Annotated in this window: 22 protein-coding genes; 13 read left to right on the top strand and 9 right to left on the bottom strand. The window is 71.0% G+C overall.

The window, feature by feature from the left end; all coding sequences use genetic code 11:
• Positions 1-3: 3 nt before the first annotated feature.
• Positions 4-1,140 carry an alpha/beta hydrolase gene (locus QRN27_RS05275; protein ID WP_285041003.1) on the bottom strand — a complete coding sequence of 379 codons (1,137 nt, stop codon included), beginning with the start codon at positions 1,138-1,140 and terminating at the stop codon, positions 4-6.
• Positions 1,141-1,329: 189 nt separating this feature from the next.
• Here QRN27_RS05275 and QRN27_RS05270 point away from each other — a divergent pair, with 189 nt between their 5' ends.
• Entirely contained in the window at positions 1,330-2,457 is a 1,128-nt protein-coding gene (locus QRN27_RS05270; protein WP_285041002.1) for an alcohol dehydrogenase catalytic domain-containing protein, read from the top strand.
• A 181-nt stretch (positions 2,458-2,638) separates the two neighbouring features.
• Positions 2,639-3,343 carry a hypothetical protein gene (locus tag QRN27_RS05265; RefSeq protein ID WP_285041001.1) on the top strand — a complete coding sequence of 235 codons (705 nt, stop codon included), beginning with the start codon at positions 2,639-2,641 and terminating at the stop codon, positions 3,341-3,343.
• 2 nt (positions 3,344-3,345) lie between these two features.
• Here QRN27_RS05265 and QRN27_RS05260 read toward each other — a convergent pair whose 3' ends face one another.
• Positions 3,346-4,290 carry a phosphoribosylaminoimidazolesuccinocarboxamide synthase gene (locus tag QRN27_RS05260; protein ID WP_285041000.1) on the bottom strand — a complete coding sequence of 315 codons (945 nt, stop codon included), beginning with the start codon at positions 4,288-4,290 and terminating at the stop codon, positions 3,346-3,348.
• A gap of 93 nt (positions 4,291-4,383) precedes the next feature.
• On the opposite strand from QRN27_RS05260, the gene QRN27_RS05255 reads away from it, so the two are divergent.
• Together QRN27_RS05255 and QRN27_RS05250 are read left to right on the top strand one after the other, a co-directional pair.
• Positions 4,384-5,037, top strand: coding sequence for a PadR family transcriptional regulator (locus tag QRN27_RS05255; protein WP_285040999.1), 654 nt, complete (start codon positions 4,384-4,386; stop codon positions 5,035-5,037).
• A gap of 64 nt (positions 5,038-5,101) precedes the next feature.
• Positions 5,102-6,673 carry a DHA2 family efflux MFS transporter permease subunit gene (locus tag QRN27_RS05250; RefSeq protein ID WP_285040998.1) on the top strand — a complete coding sequence of 524 codons (1,572 nt, stop codon included), beginning with the start codon at positions 5,102-5,104 and terminating at the stop codon, positions 6,671-6,673.
• A 27-nt stretch (positions 6,674-6,700) separates the two neighbouring features.
• Here QRN27_RS05250 and QRN27_RS05245 read toward each other — a convergent pair whose 3' ends face one another.
• The 4 genes from QRN27_RS05245 to purD are packed head-to-tail and all read right to left on the bottom strand — an operon-like array spanning position 6,701 to position 9,839.
• A complete protein-coding gene (locus tag QRN27_RS05245) occupies positions 6,701-7,201 on the bottom strand; it encodes a 2'-5' RNA ligase family protein (RefSeq protein ID WP_285040997.1) in 501 nt (166 codons plus the stop codon).
• Complete coding sequence (locus QRN27_RS05240; RefSeq protein WP_285040996.1) at positions 7,201-7,650, bottom strand: MSMEG_6728 family protein; 450 nt, start codon at positions 7,648-7,650, stop codon at positions 7,201-7,203. Before QRN27_RS05240 ends, QRN27_RS05245 begins: the two co-directional genes overlap by 1 nt.
• Positions 7,651-7,702: 52 nt before the next feature.
• Complete coding sequence (locus QRN27_RS05235) at positions 7,703-8,554, bottom strand: alpha/beta fold hydrolase (protein WP_285040995.1); 852 nt, start codon at positions 8,552-8,554, stop codon at positions 7,703-7,705.
• A 19-nt stretch (positions 8,555-8,573) separates the two neighbouring features.
• On the bottom strand, positions 8,574-9,839 hold the full coding sequence (purD, locus tag QRN27_RS05230) for a phosphoribosylamine--glycine ligase (protein ID WP_285040994.1): 1,266 nt from the start codon (positions 9,837-9,839) through the stop codon (positions 8,574-8,576).
• Positions 9,840-9,877: 38 nt separating this feature from the next.
• Between purD and QRN27_RS05225 the strand changes: the two genes are divergently transcribed.
• On the top strand, positions 9,878-10,243 hold the full coding sequence (locus tag QRN27_RS05225) for a sterol carrier family protein (protein WP_194669114.1): 366 nt from the start codon (positions 9,878-9,880) through the stop codon (positions 10,241-10,243).
• A 74-nt stretch (positions 10,244-10,317) separates the two neighbouring features.
• Positions 10,318-11,376, top strand: a complete 1,059-nt coding sequence (locus QRN27_RS05220; RefSeq protein WP_285040993.1) for a glycosyltransferase family 2 protein — start codon at positions 10,318-10,320, stop codon at positions 11,374-11,376.
• A gap of 33 nt (positions 11,377-11,409) precedes the next feature.
• On the opposite strand, the gene zapE is transcribed toward QRN27_RS05220, so the two are convergent.
• Complete coding sequence (zapE, locus tag QRN27_RS05215) at positions 11,410-12,555, bottom strand: cell division protein ZapE (protein WP_285040992.1); 1,146 nt, start codon at positions 12,553-12,555, stop codon at positions 11,410-11,412.
• An 83-nt stretch (positions 12,556-12,638) separates the two neighbouring features.
• Here zapE and QRN27_RS05210 point away from each other — a divergent pair, with 83 nt between their 5' ends.
• The 3 genes from QRN27_RS05210 to purF all read left to right on the top strand — a co-directional run bounded on the left by QRN27_RS05210 (position 12,639) and on the right by purF (position 15,743).
• Complete coding sequence (locus tag QRN27_RS05210) at positions 12,639-13,097, top strand: hypothetical protein (RefSeq protein WP_194669116.1); 459 nt, start codon at positions 12,639-12,641, stop codon at positions 13,095-13,097.
• Positions 13,094-14,212, top strand: coding sequence for a phosphoribosylformylglycinamidine cyclo-ligase (gene purM, locus QRN27_RS05205; protein ID WP_285040991.1), 1,119 nt, complete (start codon positions 13,094-13,096; stop codon positions 14,210-14,212). Before QRN27_RS05210 ends, purM begins: the two co-directional genes overlap by 4 nt.
• Before the next feature lie 73 nt (positions 14,213-14,285).
• Positions 14,286-15,743: an amidophosphoribosyltransferase gene (gene purF / locus QRN27_RS05200; RefSeq protein ID WP_056008709.1), complete on the top strand. Its 1,458-nt coding sequence runs from the start codon at positions 14,286-14,288 to the stop codon at positions 15,741-15,743.
• Between the two features lie 78 nt (positions 15,744-15,821).
• Here the strand turns inward: purF and QRN27_RS05195 are convergent, their stop codons facing one another.
• Together QRN27_RS05195 and QRN27_RS05190 are read right to left on the bottom strand one after the other, a co-directional pair.
• Complete coding sequence (locus QRN27_RS05195) at positions 15,822-17,021, bottom strand: 2TM domain-containing protein (protein WP_285040990.1); 1,200 nt, start codon at positions 17,019-17,021, stop codon at positions 15,822-15,824.
• A gap of 120 nt (positions 17,022-17,141) precedes the next feature.
• On the bottom strand, positions 17,142-17,357 hold the full coding sequence (locus QRN27_RS05190) for a DUF3073 domain-containing protein (RefSeq protein ID WP_056008702.1): 216 nt from the start codon (positions 17,355-17,357) through the stop codon (positions 17,142-17,144).
• Between the two features lie 207 nt (positions 17,358-17,564).
• On the opposite strand from QRN27_RS05190, the gene QRN27_RS05185 reads away from it, so the two are divergent.
• From QRN27_RS05185 to crcB, 4 genes are read left to right on the top strand one after another with little or no spacing between them, the layout of a single operon-like run.
• Entirely contained in the window at positions 17,565-18,149 is a 585-nt protein-coding gene (locus QRN27_RS05185; protein WP_285040989.1) for an HhH-GPD-type base excision DNA repair protein, read from the top strand.
• Positions 18,150-18,153: 4 nt separating this feature from the next.
• Positions 18,154-18,678 carry a universal stress protein gene (locus QRN27_RS05180; RefSeq protein ID WP_285040988.1) on the top strand — a complete coding sequence of 175 codons (525 nt, stop codon included), beginning with the start codon at positions 18,154-18,156 and terminating at the stop codon, positions 18,676-18,678.
• Positions 18,675-19,145, top strand: coding sequence for a fluoride efflux transporter FluC (locus tag QRN27_RS05175; RefSeq protein WP_350224088.1), 471 nt, complete (start codon positions 18,675-18,677; stop codon positions 19,143-19,145). The genes QRN27_RS05180 and QRN27_RS05175 overlap by 4 nt, the downstream gene beginning before the upstream one ends.
• Complete coding sequence (gene crcB / locus QRN27_RS05170) at positions 19,142-19,522, top strand: fluoride efflux transporter CrcB (RefSeq protein ID WP_285040987.1); 381 nt, start codon at positions 19,142-19,144, stop codon at positions 19,520-19,522. The genes QRN27_RS05175 and crcB overlap by 4 nt, the downstream gene beginning before the upstream one ends.

Here is a 19,522-nt window from a genome sequence, read left to right as displayed (position 1 = left end):
CGGCTACTCGGCCGAAGCCGGCGGGTGCTCCTCGTGGAGCGAGCGGAGCGCGGTGACGACGTCGTCGTGCCAGCGGCGCGCGGCCGGCAGCACCCCGCCGAAGATCGGGGTGTCGTGCGTCGCCCCGAGGTACAGCACCCCACTCGCGTCGACACCGTCGGCTCGGAGGGCGGCGAGGTACGCCGCGCCGTCACCGCGCAGCGGGTCGTATTCGGCCGTGAGGATGATCGCCCGCGGGAGGTCTGCGTGCGAGCGGGCGAGCAGCGGCGAGGCGTGGGGCTCCTTCGCCTGACGGCGGTCGAGGAGGTACGTCTTCGCCACGGACCGCAGCTCCTTGATCGCGAAGAAGCGCGGAATACCCATCTCGCGGACGGGTCGGAGGTCGATGTGACCTCCGGTGAGGTCGGTGACGGGCACCTCGAGCAGTTGGAGACGGATCGGGCGCCGGCCGCGCTCACGGTTCACCAGGGTGAGTGCGGCCGCGATGCTGCCGCCCGCCGACACGCCCGCCACAGCGATGCGCTCGGCGTCGACCCCGACCGTCGTCGCCTCGGTGAAGAGCCACTCGAGCGCCGCATGCGCCTGCTCGAGTTGCGTCGGGTACCGGTGTTCCGGCGCGAGCGCGTAGTCGACGGCGGCGATCACGACGCCCGCGTCCGCCGCTCGCCGCCGGAAGCCCGCGTCGGTCGTCGGGTAGTCGATGCCGCCGATCCGGAACGCGCCACCGAAGCAGGACAGGACGGCGGGCACGGGTGTACCGGCGTCGGAGCCCGGCGGGTAGTACAGCCGCACGCGGACGTCCGGGAACCCGGTGACGGGGACGGTGTGTTCCTCGATACGCAACGCCGGGCCGGGCACACCGACCATTGCCAGTTCCTTCTTGTCCCAGTTGAGGGCCGCCTTGCGGTGCTGCTTGCGGGTCTTCTTCCGGCGAGGGGCCGCCGTGGTGGCCTTCGCCGTCGTCTTCGCCGACGGATTCGGCCGACCAGGTTCCGGCGTCGTGCCCGGGGCCGGTTGCGGCTGCTTCACGGTCGTCGTCTTCGGCCGGAGGAAGAACGCCTTCGCCTGCTCGAGCGCACTCGAGATGAGGTAGGCGCGGTGCGTCCGCGCCCGTTCCACGAAGATGGGATCGAGGGGCATGTCAGCTCGCCTGCTCTCGTCGGGACGGTGGGGTCACAGCAGTCTAGAGGCGGCGGCCCGAGCCGTTCGAGTGGTGGCGGAGCGGCCGCCGGTCGCATCCGTCGCCGGTGGTTCACCCGCTGTTCACCGGGCGTCCCGGCCCCGTTCGAGTGCCACTCGTAGCGTGGCGGGGACGCCAACGGGGGAACCATGCACACGACGCTCACCGCTCACGTCGGCAAGGACGTCTTCGTCCGGCCGTCGCCCGTCGCCATGGTCTGGCAGGGGCCCGGCACGCGTCACCAGGCGATGGCCGTCCCGGGTGTCACCCTCGGGTCGGGAGACGTGCTCGTGGAGGTGGAGCTCGCAACGGTGTGCGGCTCCGACGTCCACACCGTCCTCGGGCACCGTGAAGCGGCGACGCCCCTCGTCCTCGGGCATGAGCAGGTCGGTCGTGTCGTCGCGGTCGGCGGCCCGGTGACGGCGATGGACGGCACGCTCCTCGTGGCCGGCATGCGCGTCGTGTGGTCGGTCGTCGTGAGCTGCGGCGTCTGCGACCGGTGCTCCGCCGACCTCCAGCAGACCTGCCGCCGACGCGCCACGTACGGACACGACCGCGTGCATCGCGGGTGGGAGTTGAGCGGCGGGTTCGCGACCCACGTCGAGCTCCTGGAGGGCACGGCCATCGTGATCGTGGGGGAGACGCCGCCCGCGACCGTCTTCGCGCCCGCCTCTTGCGCGACAGCCACCGCGATCGCTGCACTCGACGCCGCCGGGCGCGACCTGACCGGAACCGCGGTCCTCGTCACCGGCGCGGGGATGCTCGGGCTCACGGTCACGGCCATCGCGACGGACGCCGGCGCGCGCGTCGTGGTGAGCGACCCGGACCCGGCCCGTCGCTCACTCGCGGGGCGCTTCGGAGCGGTCGCCACCGTCGACCCGGCCGCCGGCGAGGCCGAGCACCTCGACCTCGCGCGTCTCGCGGCGGGTGTGGAGGGGTTCCCAGTGGCGCTCGAGGTGTCCGGCGAGGCGGGCGGCGTCGACGCCGCGATCGGCGCGCTGTCGATCGGCGGAACCGCGGTGCTCGTGGGCAGCGAGTCACCCGGCGCCCCGCTCGGCATCGACGCCGAACGCATCGTGCGCGGTCTCCTGACCGTGCGCGGCGTGCACGACTCCCGGCCGCGCGACCTGCAGCGAGCGGTCGACTTCCTGACCGGGGCGTGGCGCCGCTACCCCTTCGCCGAGCTCGTCGGTGCCGAGTTCGCGCTGGACGACGTCGACGAGGCGCTCGTCGCCGCCGCGTCCGGTGCGTTCCCCCGGGTCGGGGTTCGGCCCTGAGTCACCAGCGCTCGGAGCCGCGCATGACCTGGTGCGCCGCCCGGCCATCGCCGTCGCACGACGTGACCCCTTCGGGCGCCCCCCATTCCGGGGGCCAGCACACGGGCTTTTCCGCGGATTCCCGCCGATCCCGGGCCTCGAAACGCCCCGGATCACCCACCTTGTGGGGTATCCTCGGGCCATGACGGTCACGACTCGCCACCCCGGTGTGGTCCGGGTGGGTGGCCGCCTCATGGTCGTGGATCCATTCGCGGAACGAGGCGAGCTCACCGCGGGTCAGGAGCGCGTCCACCAGCTCCGACGTCGGATCACCATCCTCCTCGGCACGTTCCTCCTTCTGGTCGGCTTCGTCGTCGGTGCGGCCGTGGGTGTGCTCGTGGAGTGGATGCTCGTCCACGACGAGACCCGGTCCGTCTCACTCCCCGGCTTCGACCCGGAATGGGTCCCGGGACTCGACGTCGTCGGCGCACTGCTCGGCGTGATCCTCGTCGCCGTCCTCCTGCTCGTCTGGGCCGAGCGGCGGAACCACCATCGTCGGCTGGACGGCGGTCACCAGCCGTCGCGCTGGGTCGACCCGCTCAACGACCACCTGATCGGCCTGAGCGACGACGTCTCCTGGACATCGCTCTGGACGCTCACCCGCATGTACGCCACCGCCGAACGGTTGCAGCGCGAGCTCGTGGAGCGCAGCGCGGCTCGTCGCGAGGTGGGGGCCGACGACGAGTGCGACCTCCTCGAAGCGCGGCTCGCTGCCGACGACGCGCGCGACGCGCTCGAGAAGACGGCCCAACTCATGGGTGTCATCGTGCCGGAGGGGCCGCTGCCCGACGCGCAGGCCATCGCGGCCGACGGAGCGCGACTCCGGGCCCGTCGACGGATGCTCTGAGCTCAGCGAGCGGCCGGGAGACCGGTCAAACGCTCGAGGAGTTCGCGGTACCGTGCGGCGGTCTGCGTGACGATCTCGGACGGCAGGGTCGGCGGCGTGGGGGTCGCCTCGTCGTGCTGGTCCCAGTTGTGGGCGAGCCAGTCGCGCACGATCTGCTTGTCGAAGCTAGCCATCCGCTCGGCAGGGTCGTCGCCGGCGAGGTAGACGTCGCGATCCCAGTAGCGACTGGAGTCGGAGGTGAGCACCTCATCACCGAGCGTGATGACGCCGGTCTCGGGGTTCCGGCCGAACTCGAACTTCGTGTCGGCGAGGATCACCCCGTGGCGTTCGGCGGTGATCGACGCCGTCCGGTAGATCTCGAGCGACAGGTCCTTCAGGGCGACCGCGTCGTCCTCGCCGATGAGCTCGACCATGCGACTGAACGAGATGTTCTCGTCGTGCTCGCCGAGCGGCGCCTTGTACGCGGGCGTGAAGAGCGGTTCCGGCAGCTGGTCGCCGTCGCGCAAGCCGTCGGGCAGGGGGATGCCGCAGACCGTGCGGCTGGCGACGTACTCCTTCCAACCGGAGCCGGTGAGGTAGCCGCGCACGACGCACTCCACGGGGAACATGTCGAGCTTCCGGACGAGCATCGCCCGACCGGCGAACTCGGCGGGGATGGTCGACACCGCGACGCCCGAGTCGTCGAGCCGGTGGTCGGGGACGAGGTGGTTCGGCACGTTGCGCAGCTGGTCGAACCACCAGAGGCTGAGGCTGGTGAGGAGCTCACCCTTGCCGGGGATGCCCGGTTCGAGGACGTGGTCGAACGCGCTCACGCGGTCGCTCGCCACGACGAGCAGGACGTCCTCGGGGCCTTCGGCCGGTTCGTACAGGTCCCGGACCTTGCCCGAGTAGACGTGGTTCCAGTCGTTGGTGTCCGAGGATGCGCTCACCCCACCAGTATCGTGCATCGGCGAGCCGGGGGACCGACGGCGGGCTTGCGCGGAACCACGCATCGGCGTATATTCCAGCCGGAATAGTTCGGCCGGAACGCTAGGGGAGTGATGCGCGAGGAGAAGCCGCTCGGCATGCTCGCGGTCGCCGCACTCGCCTACCTGGCCGAGCGACCGATGCACCCCTACGAGATGTACCAACTCGCGCTCCACCGGCAGGAGGACCGCGTGGTCAAGGTCAGCCCCGGTTCGCTCTACCGTGCCGTCTACGCCCTCGAGTCCGCCGGACTCGTCCGCGCCGCCGGGACCGAGCGGGCGGGTGCCAGGCCCGAACGCACCACCTTCGAGATCACGGAGCTCGGTCGCCATCGGCTCGGCGAGCGCCTGCGTCAGCTGCTCAGCACCCCCGCGAACGAGTACCCGGAACTCGGGCTCGCGCTCTCGGAAGCCCACGAGCTGGGCGCGGACGAGGTCCGCATGCTCCTCGAGACCCGGGTCCTCCGCCAGCGGGCCGAACTCGCCGACCTCGAGCGCCGGGTCGCCTGGGCGATCGAACGTGGGATCCCGCGGGTGTACTGGATCAACGTCCCCTACTCGTCCGCGATGCTGCGGGCCGAGGTCGCCCACCTCGAATCCCTCCTCGCCGAGATCGCCGACGGCACCCTCGCCTGGCACGTGCCAGGTGCCCGCGCCCCACTCCACGAGCAGGCGGTCACCCCTCCGGTGTCCACCCTCCGCTCGACCTCCTCCGCCGGAACCGGCTGAACGGTCGGGGACACCTGACCAGCCAGCGCCCGCGACCTCCCTCCTCCCCGCAGAAAGAGACACCATGTCCACCTCCTCGTCCACGCCACCGCAGGGTGTCAGCGGTCCGACCCCGGGAGCGGTGCGGCCGTGGCCGGCCCTCTGGTCCCTGGTCATCGGCTTCTTCATGATCCTCATCGACACCACCATCGTGTCGGTCGCGAACCCCGCGATCATGCGCGGCCTCGACACCGACATCAACAACGTCATCTGGGTGACGAGCGCGTACCTGCTCGCCTACGCGGTGCCGTTGCTCATCACCGGCCGCCTCGGCGACCGCTTCGGGCCGAAGAACCTCTACCTCGTCGGCCTCGTCGTCTTCACGCTCGCGTCGCTCTGGTGCGGGTTCTCCGGCACCATCGAGATGCTGATCGTGGCGCGCGTCGTGCAGGGGCTCGGCGCCGCGCTCATGACCCCGCAGACGATGGCCGTCATCACGCGCATCTTCCCGCCCGACCGCCGCGGCGCGGCCATGGGTCTCTGGGGTGCGACCGCCGGTGTCGCGACCCTCGTCGGCCCGATCCTCGGCGGGGTGCTCGTCGACGGCTTCGGTTGGGAGTGGATCTTCTTCATCAACGTGCCCGTCGGTATCGTCGGGTTCATCATGGTCTGGCGCAACGTGCCCGCCCTCGCCACCCACCCGCACCGCTTCGACATCCTCGGCGTCGTGCTCAGCGGGCTCGGCATGTTCCTGCTCGTGTTCGGCATCCAGGAGGGCCAGAGCTACGAGTGGGGGACGATCGCCGGCCCGATCACCGTGTGGAGCCTCATCATCGCGGGGGTCGTCGTACTGGCCCTCTTCGTCGTCTGGCAGGCCGTCATGAAGGGCGAGCCGCTGCTCCCGCTGGCGCTCTTCCGCGACCGCAACTTCTCGGTCGGCAACCTGGCGATCTCGACGATCGGCTTCACGGTGACGAGCCTGTCGCTGCCGCTCGTGTTCTTCTACCAGACGGTGCGCGGGCTGACCCCGACGCAGTCGGCGCTCATGCTCGTCCCGATGGCCGTGCTGTCCGCCGGGCTGGCCCCGGTCGTCGGTCGGGCCATCGACCGCGTGAACCCGAAGTGGTTCGCGCTCACCGGGCTCCTGCTGCTCGCGCTGTCGCTCGGGTGGTACTCGATCCTGCTGACACCGGAGCAGCCGATCCTCATGCTGCTGCTCCCGAGCGCCGTCCTCGGCCTGGCGAACGGGTTCATGTGGGGTCCGGTCTCGAACCTCACCACCCGTGGTCTGCCGCAGCACCAGGCGGGTGCCGGCTCGGGTGTCTTCAACACCACCCGTCAGATCGGTGCCGTCCTCGGCAGCGCAGCCATCGCCGCCCTCATCCAGGGTCGACTCGCGGCGGAACTCCCGGCGGCTCCCGGTGGGGCGACCGGCGGCGTGAGCGAGGTGACCGGCGGGGAGCTCCCCGAGGCCCTGCATGCGGGCTTCACCGCGGCGATGTCGCAGTCGCTGCTCCTCCCGGCGGGGTTCGCCCTTCTCGGCGCGATCATCGTCCTGTTCTTCCAGAAGCCGAAGGCCGCGGCGTGGTCGACGCCCGAGACCCAGCACGGCCAGGCCGCTGCGGCTGCCGAGGCCGCGCGGGTCGAGACGGAGTAGCCGGGCGCTGCGGCGGCATCGGGCGGGTCAGGGGGCGAGGAGCTCCGTGACCGTCCTGGTGTCGCCGTTCCAGAACCGGAGGCCGAGGACCTCGCCGTCCGGAAGCGGTCCGAGCGAGGCCAGCGCTTCGAGTGCGGCTCCGGTCTGCTCCGCGACGATGCGTCGGGAGAGCGTGACGTGCGGCGTCCAGGCTCCCGGTCGCGTGTGGTCGAACCCACCCTCGACCACGGCGGCGACCCGATGGTGCAGCGCGAGGAGTTCCAGGGTCGGCACGACGCCGAGCGCGAGCACCGCGCCCGATCGGCGCGGGAAGGTCAGCGGCGCCCCGAGCCGGACGGTGAACGGCTCGAAGACCGGTCGCCCGTGCAGGTCCAGTGTCTCCCCGGCGAGCAGGGTGATGTGCGGGCGGTTGCTGGCGCCCTGATGCGTCGACAGGCTCGGCAGCCCGAGGTCCGACAGGGCACGCCAGCGCGCTCGGACGGCCTCATCGAGTTCGTCGTCGAAGGTCAGATCGACGCTGTGCACCATCAGTCCGTCGCCACCGGCCAGACGTAGTCCAGCGTCGCCGGGTCGTCTGGGAACACCTCGGTGTAGAACTCCGGAGCCTTCGCGAGGAGCTTCGACCGGTGCGACCGATGCACCTCGGGTCGCCCGAGCCACGGGGGCAGCGGGAACTCGTCCGCTTCGTAGGCCTCGAGGTCCTCCGGGGCGTCGGCGAGCGCGAGCAGGGTCTTCTCGTGACACGTGTCCGCATGGCCGCGGGCCGTCCAGACCGCGCAGGTGGCGACCTGGTAGTCCATGAGCGCCGGGCGGTACCCGCGCCACATCGCCGTCACCGGGTGGTGCTGCCACCCGTAGCCGGGGACGATGAGCGCCTTCATGACCTGCAGCGTCTCCACCCGCTGTTTCCCCAACCGTTTGTCGTCGAGGACCTCTGCGCTGGCGTGGAAGTCGGGGTACGGGAGGAACGTCTGCACCGCACCAGTCAACACCGGACGGGTTCTCGGCGGCAGGGCTTGCGGTCGGGCCTCAGTCGGCGGGGAAGAACGGGGTGACGGCGGCGGCGAAGGACCGCGGCTGCTCGATCCAGGGGTAGTGACCGCAGCCGTCGAGCACGATCGCCTGGCCGAGCTGGAAGCGCTTCGCGAGATCGAGGACCGGTGCGAGTCCGGTGAGGCCGTCCTCGGATCCGGCGATGACGAGCACGGGTGCCGCGAGGTGACGGAGCGCGTCGCGGAGGTCCTCGACCTCGTCGGGCGTCGGGGTGTACACGAAGGCGTCCTGAGCCGCCGGGTGCCAGGCGCCCAGGCGTTCGTGCTCCTGCGCCGTCTCGTCCCAGTCGCCCCAGGCGATGGGGGCGACCGCGGGGAAGAGCCGGTTGCCGGTCGCCGAGTCCGGCGCGGCGAGGAGCGCTGGGAGTGCGTCGAGGAAGCCCGGGTACCAGTCCGCTGCGGCGTGCCGGGCGATGATCTCGGCGCTGTCGTCATCGGCGTCCACCAGCCAGGTGGCCGGAGGGGTGACGAGGCACAGGCGGTCGAGGCGTTGCGGGTAGCGGGCGGCGTAGCTGATCGCGACCCGCGTGCCGGCGGAGTGGGCGAGCATCTCGAAGCGGTCGAGGCCCAACCACAGACGGACCGCTTCCACGTCCTCGGCGAGTTCCGGCCACGTCGCCGTCGTCCCGGCCGGGCCGGCGTCCGACTCGCCGACCCCGCGCTGGTGGAGGACGATGAGCCGGCGACGTGCGCTCAGGCCGCCGAGGTCGCCGAGGTAGACCGGGTGACGTGCCGGTCCGCCGGCGAGCACGACCAGCGGTGGGAGGGACTCGTCGCCGATGACGTCGACGTGCAGGCGCGTGCCGTCGTGGCTCGTGAGGCTCGGCATGGTGTCGGTCGTCGTCGCGTCAGGAGACGCGGGCGGCGATGTCGGTGCGGTACTGCCCGCCCTCGAGCTCGATGCGCGACAGGGCCTCGTAGGCCCGGCCCCGCGCTTCGGCGAAGGTCGACCCGAGCGCCACCACATTGAGCACGCGTCCGCCGGTGGCGACGAGCCCGCCGTCGACGTCCGCCGTCGCAGCGTGCACCACGTGCACGCCCTCCACGGCGACCGCGGCGTCGAGCCCGGTGATCCCGCGTCCGGTGACCGGCGTCTCAGGGTAGTTCTGGCTCGCGAGCACCACGGTGACCGCGCTGGCTTCCGCGAACGCGGGGCGCGGCTGCTCGCCGAGGGTGCCGGTGGCCGAACCGAGGAGGAGCGCCGACAGCGGTGTCACGAGGCGCGGGAGGACGACCTGCGTCTCGGGGTCGCCGAACCGCGCGTTGAACTCGATGACGCGGATGCCGCGCTCGGTGAGGATCAGTCCGGCGTAGAGCAGCCCCTGGAACGGATTGCCCTCCGAGGCCAGCTGCCGGACGACCGGCACCGCGACCGTCTCGAGCACCTCGTCGACGAAGGCGGTCTCGCTGCCGAAGCGGTTGTCGAGCCAGGGCAGCGGCGAGTAGGCGCCCATGCCGCCGGTGTTCGGTCCGGCGTCGCCGTCGAGCAGGCGCTTGTAGTCCTGTGCCGGGGAGAGGGGGAGGACCGTCTCGCCGTCGGTGATGAAGAAGAGGGAGACCTCCTGGCCGTCGAGGAACTCCTCCACGAGGATGCCGCCATAGCCGAGCCAGTTGGTCGCGTGCTGGATGGCCGCTTCGCGGTCGTGGGTGACGAGGACGCCCTTGCCGGCGGCGAGGCCGTCGGCCTTGACGACGTAGGGGGCGCCGAACTCGTCGAGGGCCGCGATCGCCGCATCGAGGTCCTCGGCACGGACCGCGCGGCCCGTGGGCACACCGGCTTCATCCATGATGCGCTTCGCGAAGGACTTCGAGCCCTCGAGGGCGGCGGCGGAGCGGTTGGGGCCGAAGACCGGGATGCCGGCAGCGCGCAGCTTGTCGGCCACGCCGGCGACGAGTGGTGCCTCCGGGCCGATGACGACGAGATCGACCGCTTCGTCGCGGGCGAAGTCGCGCACGATCGACGGGTTCTCCTGGTCGAGGCCGACGACGGTCACGTCGCCCGCGATCCCCGCGTTGCCGGGTGCGGCGATGATGTGGTGCCCGGCCTCTTCGGAGAGGAGAGCCTTGATGATGGCGTGCTCGCGGGCACCGGAACCGAGGACGAGGATCTTCACCCGTCTAGCTTAAGGCGCAATGCCCTAGCCTCGGATGCATGGTCAGACCCAGGATCACGGACGCCGTCGGCCGTGCCGCGCTCGAGCAGGCGCTCGGTGACGGTCCGGTGGCGCGCACCGACACGGCGACCGCGGTGCGATACCTGCTGGAGCTCCTCGTCGAACGGGCGCCGGGCAACACCGTCGAGGTACGGGTGCCGCCGTTCGGAGCGGTGCAGTGCATCGAGGGCCCGCGGCACACCCGGGGAACACCGCCGAACGTCGTGGAGATGGACGCGTCCACCTGGCTCGCCCTCGCCTCCGGCCGCATCGACTGGGCGACGGCGATGGCCGGAGGGACGGTCCACGCCTCGGGGCAACGGGCTGACCTCTCCGGTCTCGTGCCCCTGCTCCTGCCGCGCTGAGCCCTGCCGCCGACCGCCGACCGACGCGGCTCCAACCCGGGCCGGCTGCGGCGGCGTCCGGGTACATTGGTGCGGTGACCTCCAACATCGACCCCGCGACGAGCCGTCCCGACGACGCCGAGCCCCACGGCGCCCACGATCCCCTCGACGCCGTCGAGGAGACGACGCTCGACGCCACGATCGTCATCCCCACGTACAACGGCGAGATGTACCTCGAGCAGATCCTCACCGCGATCGAGGGGCAGGAGTACGACGGCACCTTCGAGACCCTGGTGATCGACTCCGGTTCGACCGACCGCACCCTCGACATCGTCGCCGCGCACCCGGACGTCCGCCTGCACGTCATCCCGAACAGCGAGTTCGGTCACGGCCGGACGCGGCAGCTCGCGGCCCGGCTCGCCCGTGGCAAGGTCGTCGCCTACCTGACGCACGACGCGATCCCCGGCGACTCGCGGTGGCTGCACGAGCTCACCGCGCCGCTCGATCCCGACGGCCTGGACGTCGTCGCGGTCATGGGCAAGCAGGTCGCCCGCCCGACCTGCTTCCCGCTGCTGAAGTACGAGATCACCGACGTCTTCAACAACTTCGGGCCCGACTTCGGGACGACGGTCTTCGCGAACGACGGCTTCGCCGACGGGAACGGCGGCCTGCTCGATGCCCTGGCGTTCTACTCCGACGTCAACTCGGCCACACGGCGCGACCTCCTGCTCGGCGACATCCCCTACCGCGACCTGCCGTACTCGGAGGACATGGCGTTCGGTGCCGACATCATCGCGGCGGGCCTGCGGAAGGCGTACGCGCCGCGCGGGTGGGTGATCCACTCCAACGACCTCACGCTCGACGAGTACCGCAAGCGCATCTTCGACGAGACGACGGCGCTCCGCCGGATCGGCAAGCCCGTCACCCGGGTGAGCCGGTTCCGCCAGGTGGCGTACACGGTGTTCGGTGCCCTGCGCGACGCGAAGCGGATCGTCCGCGACCGGCAGTACGGCTGGAAGCGCCGTGCGTACTGGTTCGTCATGAACCCCGCGTACCACGCGGCGAAGTGGAGCAGCTACTACGTCGCCTCCCGCGTCGACCTGAACGACGAGGCCGCCATGCGCGCCGGATCGCTGGAGCACAGCCGCAAGTAGTCCGTCGCGTGCTCGCCCGCGGGCGAGGGGCGGTCAGCCGATCTCACGGAGCAGGGCGAGCCGACTGCGCGTCCGGACCGCGTCGCGGGCGAAGCCGCCCCGGCCGAGACCGGGAGCGGCGATGAAGGTCTCCCGGTCGGTCGCCGCGACGACGTGCAGTTCGACGCCGAGGTCGCAGAGGGCGTCCACGAGGTGGACGAACCGGGCGCGAGCCTCACGGGTGAGCTCGTGGGACGCCGGGAGGGCGTCGAGCACCCACCGGTCGTAGTCCGCCGCCCAGGCGAGGTAGTCACCGACGGAGGTCGGACGCTCGAGGAGCTCCGCGCCGGTGAACCAGACGGTGCCGTCGCCTGCGGCGGCCGCGTGGAAGGTGTGCCCGCTGATCGCGAGCGTCGTCGCCTCGTCGGGCCCGGGACGGTTGAGCCCGAGGGCGGCGAGGTGGGCGTCCGCGGCCTCGCCGGCGACGGACCAGCTGCCCCGGGCGAAGCCGTCGCGTCGCAGGATCGGTGAGGAACGACGGTGGTCCGTCGACCCCGCGAGCTCCACCACCGTCATGTTCGCCTCGATCATCGCGATGCCCGGCTCGAAGAGGTGGTGGTACACCGGATCGGGCAGGAGGTCCTGCGGCCGGAAGTTCGAACTCGTCAGCAGGGTCACCTGCCGAGCGAAGAGTGCCTCGAGGAGTCGGATCATGAGCATGCCGTCACCCGGATCGTGCACGTGGAACTCGTCGAAGAGCACGACCTCGACATCGTCGAGCAGCTCGTCGACGGCCTGTTCGACCGCGTTCACGACCGCCCCGGCGGCCGCGCGGGAGCCGGCGCCAGGCTCACCCGTCGCGCGGGCGGCGTCGGCGGCCTCGGTGCGGAGCCGATGGATCGAGGCGTGCAGCCCGCGGAAGAAGGAGTGGAAGTGGACCCGTCGTCTCCGCGGCGTCGGCAGGGCGGCGAAGAACGCGTCGAGCAGCCAGGTCTTCCCGCGACCGGCCGCGCCCCAGAGGTACAGGTGGGCGGGCTCGTCCCCGCCGATCGGCAGCGCCGCCAGCCGACGCACCACCTCGAGCTGCTCAGGTTCCAGGGTGAACCCGGCGTCTCGCGCTGCGGCGTCGACCGCCGCGAGCAGGTCCCGTTCGGACCCGTCGTCGGACGGGATCGCCCCGGCCGTCTCGATCGTGTCCACCGCTCGATCGTAGTCGGCGACGGATGTCGGCCTGCGTTCACCATCGGTTCACGGTGGTCGGGATCGTGGGGGAGAATGGAGTCATGACAGATGCCACCGGGCAGCCAGCGCCGGAAGCTCAGCTCCCCTCCGAATCCGCCACCGACACCGAGGTCGCGACCGTGTACTCCTCGGGGTCCGTCGCCGTCCGCCGCTCGCCCCGCTACTGGCGGTTCCTCGTCATCGGGGCCTTCGTGGGGATCATCGCGGCCCTCGTGCTCACCTTCGCGTTCCCGACGAGCCCCGACTACTCGCTCACCCAGGTCTTCGGCTTCCTGTTGCTCGTGTGCATCGTGGTCTTCGGTGCCGCCGCCCTCGGGATCGGCCTGCTCATCGACCGCTCGATGGCCCGACGGACGCGGATCGTCCGAGCGGATAGAGTTGACGTGCATCCAGCCGGAACCCCCGCGGCAGACGCGGAGCCGACCGGTTCCGCGAGTGCCGAGCCAGGTGAGTCCGGCCCCCCGAATCCACCCACCGCAGAAGGTTCAGGACGGTCATGACCTCATCCACCACCTATCGGGAAGCCGGTGTCGACACCGCAGCCGGTGACCGCGCCGTCGACCTCATGAAGGCGGCCGTCGCCAAGACGCACGGCCCCGAGGTGTTCGGTGGGTTCGGTGGCTTCGCCGGCCTCTTCGACGCGTCGGCGCTCACGTCCTTCCGTCGCCCGCTGCTCGCGACGTCCACCGACGGCGTCGGCACGAAGGTCGCGATCGCGCAGGCGATCGACAAGCACGACACCATTGGTCAGGACCTCGTCGGCATGGTCGTCGACGACATCGTCGTGGTGGGCGCGAAGCCGCTCTTCATGACCGACTACATCGCCTGCGGCAAGGTGCACCCCGAGCGCATCGCCTCGATCGTGTCGGGCATCGCCCGCGCCTGCTCCGACACCGGGACCGCACTCATCGGTGGCGAGACGGCCGAGCACCCCGGGCTCCTCGGGGTCGACGACTACGACGTCGCGGGCGCCTGCACCGGAGCCGTCGAAGCGGATGCGATCCTCGGTGAGCACCGGGTGGAGGACGGCGACGTCATCCTCGCCCTCGCGTCCTCCGGTCTGCACTCGAACGGCTTCTCCCTCGTCCGCCACATCCTCGCCCAGGCGGGCGTCGGCTACGGCGACCACAGCGACGAGCTCGGCACCACCTTCGGTGAAGCCCTCCTCGAACCGACGCGCCTCTACACCCTCCCGCTCCTGCGCCTGCTCGACGCCCCCGCGTTCGCCGGCGGTGTGCACTCGCTCAGCCACGTCACGGGCGGCGGCATCGCCGCGAACCTCGCACGCGTCCTCCCGAAGGGCTCCTGGGCCGAGGTCGACCGCTCCACCTGGAGCCCGGCGCCCGTGTTCCGCACGCTGAGCGACCTCGCCGGCTCCACGCTGGAGTCGAGCGAAGGCACCTGGAACCTCGGTGTCGGGTTCTTCGCCGTCGTGTCGCCCGCCCTGGCGGCCGACATCACCGCGGCGCTCGAGGCCGACGGCATCGCGACCTGGCAGGTCGGCACCGTGCACCTCGGCGCGGACGCCGCCACCCACGACCTCACCGGCTTCGAGCAGGGCGCGAAGGGGGTCGACGGCGGCGCCGTCCGCCTCGTCGGCGCCTACCGCGACTGACGCCACCGCCGCACGTTCCCGCTTCCCTCCGTTCCGTCACTCGCCCAGCACGAACCACAAGGAGTCCCCACGCATGTGCGGCATCGTCGGCATCGTCTCAACCGAGCCTGCCAACCAGCAGGTCTACGACAGCCTCCTGCTCCTGCAGCACCGCGGTCAGGACTCCACCGGCATCGCCACCGCCGACGGCAGCACCTTCCACATGGTGAAGGCGAAGGGGCAGGTGCGGGAGGCCTTCCGCACCCGCGACATGCGCTCGCTGCTCGGCAACATGGGGCTCGGGCACGTGCGCTACGCGACGAAGGGCGACGCCGCCAACGAGAGCGAGGCGCAGCCGTTCTACGTGAACGCGCCCTACGGCATCACGCTCATCCACAACGGCAACCTCACGAACACGCGTGAGCTCAGCAAGGACCTGTTCCACGTCGACCGCCGTCACGTGAACTCCACGAGCGACACCGAACTCCTCCTCAACGTCCTCGCGACGGAGCTGCAGGGGCAGATCAGCGGTCTCGACCTCGACCCCGACCAGGTGTTCAACGCCGTGGAGAACGTCCACGAGCGCGTCGAGGGCTCCTACGCGACGATCGCCCTCATCGCCGGCCACGGGCTGCTCGCCTTCCGCGACCCGTTCGGCATCCGACCCCTCATCCTCGGGAAGCGCCAGACGGGTTTGGTCGGGAACGACTGGGTCGTCGCCTCGGAGTCGCTCGTCCTCGAGGCCGGCGGCTACGAGACCGTGCGCGAGATCGCCCCGGGTGAGGCCGTCTTCATCACCGCCTCCGGCGAGCTCTACTCCCGCCAGTGCGCCAAGAACCCGCGCCTTGTCCCGTGTTCCTTCGAGTACGTCTACCTCGCGCGGCCCGACTCCGTCATGAACGGCATCTCGGTCTACGAGGCACGGCTGCGGCTCGGCAACCGGCTCGCCGACACGATCGCCGAGTACACGCCGATGGGCGACATCGACGTGGTCATGCCGATCCCCGACTCCTCGCGGCCCGCGGCCATGCAGGTGGCGCAGAAGCTCGGCATCGAGTACCGCGAGGGCTTCTACAAGAACCGGTACGTCGGTCGCACCTTCATCATGCCGGGCCAGGCCCAGCGCAAGAAGAGCGTGCGCCAGAAGCTCAACGCGATGGGGTCGGAGTTCAAGGGCAAGAACATCCTCATCGTGGACGACTCGATCGTCCGCGGGACCACCTCGAAGGAGATCGTCGACATGGCCCGGCTCGCCGGCGCCAACAAGGTGACGTTCACCTCCGCTGCCCCACCCGTCCGGTACCCGCACGTGTACGGCATCAACATGCCGTCCCGGCAGGAACTCGTCGCGCACGGGAAGAAGATCCCCGACATCGCGCGTGAGCTGGGCGCCGACAACCTCATCTACCAGGAGGTCGCCGACATGAAGGCCGCGATCCTCGAGGGGTCCGGCATCAGCGACCTGGAGATGAGCTGCTTCACCGGTGAGTACGTGACGGGCACCGTCTCCGAGGAGTACCTCGAGTGGGTCGAGCGGTCGCAGCTCTCCTGAGCGCCTGACCTTCCGCACCTGAACGACGACGGCGCGCGGTCCCCGAGGGGATCGCGCGCCGTCGTCGTGTCGCGGGTGTTACTCGGCCGTGCCCGGCTCGGTGGCCGTCGTCGGAGCCTCGGTCGGCGTGACCTTCGGCTTCGTCGTGCGCGGCTTGGCCGGAGCCTTGGCCGCCGGGGCCTTCGGCGTGCCGTCCGTGGCGGAGGCGGACGTGGCCCGCTTCGTCCCCGTCGCACCGGCGGCCTTCGTGGCCGGAGCCTTCGCCCCGGTCGCCTTCGGTGCGGCGGCGCCGGTGGAGGCGCGGGTCGAGCTCGTCTTCCGGACCGTGGTGCCGGCGGCCGTCGTCGCCTTGGCGGCGGGCTTCCGCGGTGTCGTCGAGCGCGTCGTCGTCTTCCGCGGTGCACTGACCGTTGCGGCGGGGGCCGCAGCTGCGGACGTCGTCGCCCGGTCGGTCGCGCCGTCGGCGGTGCCCTCGGTGGACACGTGCTCGGCCGGCGTCTCGCCGTCCAGTCGTGCCTGCGTCTCGTCGGCGGCCGCCGTCACCGTCTCCGTGTCGCCGGTGGCCGTGGACTCGAGGACGATGGATTCGGCCGGTTCGCTCGGCGCGTGGTCCGTTGCGGTCGGCAGGCCGGTGCCGGAGAAGACGGCGGCGAACTGCTCGGTCGGCGTCGGCTCGGTGGTCCGTGGCGGAGTCGGAACGGCAGCGGCGGTGGTCTCAGGCGACGGCTGCTCCTGCGTGCCGTACTGCTGGGTGCCGGTGTAGGCCTGGGTCGCCGATTCGGGCGACGGCTGGGCGCCGTATCCGGCTGTCGGGCCGGTCTGGTACTGTGCGGTGTCGTACGAGCCCGTCTGGCGCTGGTACTGCGTCGGGTCGTAGACGGGCGCCTGGCCGGTCTGCCCGTTCTGGTAGACGGAGGGGTCGTAGGCGGTGGTCTGGCCACCGGTGTACTGCTGGCCCTGCTCGTACGTGGGCTGGGCGGCGGCCGCACGTGCTGCGGCACGCTGCTGCTGACGGTCGACCAGACGGGCGACCTCGGCGTCGATCGCGTCCTCGGTGATGTGCTTCGACGGCCCGTAGGCGTCGAGACCGACGAACAGGACCGCGATGCCCATCACGAAGATCGGCCAGATCGGCCAGAAGTAGCCCCAGGCGCCAGTGAGGAGCCAGATGACGACGAGGAGGACGGAGACCGCACCCCAGACGGCGAGGAACTGCTTGAAATCGTGTTGCGCCTTCAGGCGCTTCTTGGCGGCACTACGGAGCTCGTCGGTGTTCATCCGTCCAGGCTAGTCTCCGCCTCGTCAGAACTCCATTTGCGCGGGGTCGTCGGAGAAACCCCTCAGCTGCGGGTGGCGGCTCCGGCGACGGACGCCGCTCGACGGACGGGAAGGACGCGACTACGCGCCCTTCGCCTCGCCGTCGGCATACTTGTCGGCGTACTCAGCCCACTTCGCGATCTCGTCGTCGTAGCTCTCGTCGACACCCGTGTTCGGGCCGTCGGCGGAGTGTCCCGTGAGCTCGCGCTCGAGCGCGTTGTAGTTCACGTCCGGGCTGAACGACTTGAGCTCACGAGCGATCTTCGTGTGCTTTGCCTTTTGACGGCCACGACCCATGCGAGACCCCCTCATGATTTTCTGACCGGCCGCGCTTGCGGGGCGTCCGGGGCTTTCGCCTACCAGGGAACGATAAAGACTAGCGTTCAGCTTACCATGCTGCCCGTGGCCGGAGCGCTCGTGCGGGAGGACCCGCGCGGCGGGCGGCCTGCACGGCGTGCCGCGTCGGGGGTGGGCCTGCGCGACGACTGGTGGGACGATGGTGGCATGACCGGAACCCTGCACATCACGGGAGACCAGGACGCCGACCGACTGCTGTCCTCGGATCCGCTCGCCCTCCTCATCGGCATGCTCCTCGATCAGCAGGTCCCGATGGAGACGGCCTTCGCCGGCCCGCTGAAGATCCGCGACCGTCTCGGCTCCTTCGACGCGGCGAGCATCGCGCAGACCGATCCCGAGGCATTCGCCAAGGTGTTCTCGACGAGTCCGGCCGTCCACCGCTTCCCCGGTTCGATGGCGAAGCGCGTGCAGCAGCTGTGCTCCGCGATCGTCGAGCAGTGGGACGGCGACGCCGAAGCGATCTGGACCCGAGGCGGACCGGACGGTCAGGAGGTCCTCACGCGCCTGCTGGCCCTGCCGGGTTTCGGTGACCAGAAGGCGCGGATCTTCCTCGCGCTCCTCGGCAAGCGCTACCGCCTGAGCGCCGACGGCTGGCGCGAGGCGTCGGAACCCTACGGCGAGGATGGCAGTCTGCGTTCCGTCGCCGACATCGTCGACCCGGAGTCGCTCGCGCAGGTCCGAGCTGCCAAGCAGGCGGCCAAGGCGGCGGCGAAGCGCGCCAAGGGCGAGTGACGTCGTGAGTTCCCCGCAGCAGGGCACGGCGATCGTCGTGGGTGTCACGCCGCACCAGCCCGACGCCGTGCTGCTCGAGGCGGCCTCGTTCGCGCAGGCGTTCGGCTGTCGGCTCCTGCTGGCCCACGTCGACGCGAGCCGGTTCGTGGTCGTCGAGAACGCCGACGGATCGGTCACGTCGATGCCCTTCGACGCCGATCTCCACGATTTCGAGCCGGAGCTCGGCGACCCCGAAATCGAGAGCACGGCGCACCGCCTGCTCGACCCCGCCGGGGTGCCGTGGGAGCTGACCCAGCTGGCCGGTGATCCGGCGCGAGCCCTCGGGCGACTTGCGGACTCGGTCGCTGCCCGGGCGATCATCGTCGGTACCCGGGAACGCGGGCTGCGGAAGGGGATCCTGGAGTTCCTCACCGGTTCCGTGGCCGCCGCGCTCGCGCATCGCCAGGCTCGGCCGGTGATCGTCGTCCCGCTCGCCCCGAGCTCTTCCGCGGACCCGCTGTGGGACGCGTCCCTGGGCGAACCGCAGTGACCGCAGGCGCGGCGACCCCACGCCCACCGCATCTCAGACCGGCCGTCATCGCGATGGTCGCGCTGGGCGGTGCCATCGGCACGGGCGCGCGTGAGGCGATCTCGCTCGCCGTTCCACCGGTAGACGGTGTCCCCGTCGCGATCCTCGGCATCAACATCGTCGGAGCGTTCCTCCTCGGCGTCCTGCTCGAGACGCTGCTCCTGCGCGGTCCCGACGTCGGTCGGCGACGCGACCTCCGGTTGTTCCTCGGAACCGGCGTCCTCGGCGGGTTCACGACCTACAGCGCTCTTGCAGCCGACAGCGGGCTCCTGCTGCTCGACGGCCGACCGGTCGTCGGTGGCCTGTACGCGGTCGGCAGCGTGGTGCTCGGAGTCCTCGCGAGCACGCTCGGGATCGCCCTCGCCCGACGGGTCCGTGGTCGGGGCACGACAGCCGGACCGGCGCCTGACGGCGGTGACCTCGCATGACCCCGCTGCTGTTCCTCGGGATCGCCGCGGCCGGCGGCGTCGGTGCGGCGGCCAGGCTCGTGGTCGACGGCGTCATCCGGTCACGGTTCGGCGGTGCGGCGCCATGGGGCACCGCGGTGATCAACGTCACCGGATCGCTGCTCCTCGGGTTCGTGACCGCGCTCGCCCTCGGCGGGGTCGTCGACGACGGCTGGCGCCTCGTCCTCGGCGGTGGACTGCTCGGCGGCTACACGACGTTCAGCACCGCGAGCATCGAGACGGTCCGGCTGCTCCAGGACGGGCGCAAACGGGCGGGCGTCGTGAACGCGCTCGGCATGCTGGTCGTCGCGGTGCTCGCCGCCCTGCTCGGCTACTGGGTCGGTTCGCTCGTCGCCTGA

The sequence above is a fragment of the Plantibacter sp. LMC-P-059a genome (assembly GCF_030209505.1).
Lineage (GTDB): Bacteria > Actinomycetota > Actinomycetes > Actinomycetales > Microbacteriaceae > Plantibacter.
Note: the sequence above shows the minus strand (reverse complement) of the source record. Positions and strands in the feature narration are given on the sequence as shown.